This is a genomic window from Mesorhizobium sp. P2_D6, assembly GCF_056404315.1.
In genome coordinates this window covers 1-2,647 of record NZ_JBFUEG010000063.1, presented here as the reverse complement: position 1 = coordinate 2,647, position 2,647 = coordinate 1, and the positions used below count along the sequence as shown (strand labels likewise).

The 2,647-nt window shown below is 57.3% G+C and carries 3 protein-coding genes; 2 read left to right on the top strand and 1 reads right to left on the bottom strand.

All coding sequences use genetic code 11. From position 1 onward, the window contains the following. Together AC1D1L_RS33555 and AC1D1L_RS33550 are read left to right on the top strand one after the other, a co-directional pair. A partial coding sequence (locus tag AC1D1L_RS33555) for an integrase core domain-containing protein (RefSeq protein ID WP_477345802.1) occupies positions 1-147 on the top strand: 147 nt, incomplete at its 5' end. Positions 148-818: 671 nt separating this feature from the next. Continuing rightward, positions 819-1,937, top strand: a complete 1,119-nt coding sequence (locus AC1D1L_RS33550) for a serine hydrolase domain-containing protein (RefSeq protein WP_477345799.1) — start codon at positions 819-821, stop codon at positions 1,935-1,937. 531 nt (positions 1,938-2,468) lie between these two features. On the opposite strand, the gene AC1D1L_RS33545 is transcribed toward AC1D1L_RS33550, so the two are convergent. Further along, positions 2,469-2,647, bottom strand: a 179-nt coding sequence (locus tag AC1D1L_RS33545; protein WP_477345801.1) for a transposase, incomplete at its 5' end; no start/stop codon positions are given.

Genomic DNA, 2,647 nt, shown 5'->3' with positions numbered 1-2,647 from the left:
CACTGGTTCCTCACGCTTGCAGACGCGGCTGAAAAGATGGAGGATTGGCGCAGATACTACAACGAGGAGCGCCCGCATGGGGCGATCGGGCACAAGGTCCCAATCTCGTTGCTCAATCCCGATGGCGCCACCAGCCCGCCATCGTGAAAAAGCCGGGAAACTCCATCTTCCGGCGGTCCAAACAATGGGTTCAGAGCAAAACCCGCCGAGGCTCTAACTGCAGCCGGATGAAAATTCAGTGGCAGGTCACGATTAACAAAACTGTACCCAAAGGCCGGTATGGAGGCACCCCTCGGTCAAATAGGTCCACTGCACTCCACTACGATTTCACGCAACTAAAGCCTTTGATTGTGAGGGGGCATTCAGCGTCATCTGAGGGCTTGGTGCGCGGAAGACTAGAAAAATGCAGATTTCCTGCTCGCGGACGGGCGCCTCGCGCAAAGCGGCTCTTACACACATGCTAGCCTTGTTAATGCATCAACATGAGGGTCTCCCACTGTATGCCGCCCGTTGGTGGTTCCGCGGCTTCGCGTTGGATGCATCGATCACTGGCAGGCGACCGGACGTCTCGAATATGCTCGAGGGAGGGAACCGTTGTGAATAGTACGCGAGATGTTCGGAATTTGACTGGGGTCGCGACCTCCGCTTCGCTCCGTTCGGGAATAGCAAAGAGGCAATCCACCCCAACCGCTCCAGTTGCCAGCAACTCATCGCAGTCCGATCCCCAGTCGTGGCAGCTCGATCCAACGCCAGGCGCGCCTATAATCCCGGCAAAAGAGTGGTCCCTGTGGCCTCATAGCCGTTGGACATTTTCGCATGTGAGCGAACATACGCGAACCGCCACGGTTTGGCGGGGCCGAGGACCGGTCCTTCCGCTGCCGCAGCGGCCCAGAGACATCGGAGGCATTGAAATCGCATTCACCGGTGACCGGCGCGCCACAGTCCGCGAGTTTCTCGAGCAGGATCATACTGCCGGCTTTCTGGTAATGCACTGCGGCGAGGTCGTGTCTGAGACATACATGAATTGCATGGAGCCGCATCTTAAGCACGTTGGTAGATCAGTATCGAAGACCCTGACAGGGACGATGGTCGGGATACTGGTCGGCCAAGGACTCATTGATCCTGGCAATTTGGTAACAAGGTATTTGCCGGAACTGGAGGCTACCTCCTATCGCGGCGCCACGGTGCAGCAACTCCTTGACCACACTGCAGGCGCCACGATTGGGAAAGGGGAGAAGGACCAGTATGTGGCAGGTAGCCAGTACTACAACTTTGTCGTGGCTTTGGGATATCATGGCCCTGTGGAATCGTATTCTGACGCGCCAGCTAGTGTCTGGGAGGCCATCCTGGGAATAACGGAGCAGGAGGCGCCGCACGGCGTGCGGTACGCGTACTTTGACCCTAACCATGACGTGTTGGGCTTCATAATGCAGCGCGTAACCGGCAAGTTTCTCCCGGAGCTGTTCAGCAGCGAGTTATGGGCCCCGATGGGAGCGGAGGAAGACGCCTGCCAAATTGTGGATCCGGCGCGGCATGCCATGACGTCCGGTGGATTCCAGGCAACACTTCGTGACTGGGCCCGCTTCGCGCTGCTGCATCTGCGCCGCGGCGAACTCAACGGGAAACAGATCGTTCCAGCTGAATGGATTGACGACACACGGGCAGCACGTGACCAGTTATTCCAGTTGCAGGATGGACTGCGCGCTTACCACAATTGTTTCGTGATCCATGACCGGAAACGACGCGACTTTTCTCATGGCGGCTATGGCGGCCAATTTCTCTATATGGACCCGCAATCTGATTTTGCGGCGGTGAAACTCTCCCACAGGCCAGTCCCAGCAGAGTTGCAAACCCACAATCGACCGGAACCCGAACCCACGTTTGATTCAAACGATACACTCGCTGCGATTCGCGCTATCCGAGATGAATTGAGCTAGAGGCTAGGTGTATTAGATTGCAGTAGATTATGTCGCCCTCGTGTTTTTTTCTAAGCCGAGGTCGACATCGGCCGAGGCGCTTCGCCCCTCGTATTGTCCCGGCTGATCTGCTAAGCGAACGCAGTCGGCCAACATGGGCTAGCGGTATCTCCGAATTTGATGCTGATTCACACCAAACGTGATCCCTCAACCAGCTATTCTGCTGGTAAAATCCGCTGACTTTCGTGCTAATTCTGCCCTTGCGGCAGCGTCATGGTGGTGTAGCAGGCCTGCTACATTATTACCCTTCAGCTTGTCAGCTTGTCAGCCTGCCAGCCATGGCGCACTGATCAATCCTGCCTTAAAGTCGAACATTGAAGCTACCGATACCGTCACCTACACCTACACCTACACCTACACCTACACCACTCCGCTTAATGCGGCGATAGCCGAAGCGTCGGCGCTCCGCCGCCGGCCTTCCCTGATCGTGCCCACTGGCGTGGTGTAGCTGACGGCATTGGTCGCCGTGCTCTCCGGCATGGGCCGGACTGATCAGCGCGCCACTGCCGGCAGGCTGATGAGCGGATCATCGCTCATCTGGCTGATGGTCTCAAGAGTCATGTAGCGCGCCCGCTGCACGGCCCATTCATCATTCTGTTCAAGCAGCAACGCGCCGACGAGGCGGACGATGGCATCGTCATTGGGGAAGATGCCGACGACCTCGGTCCTCC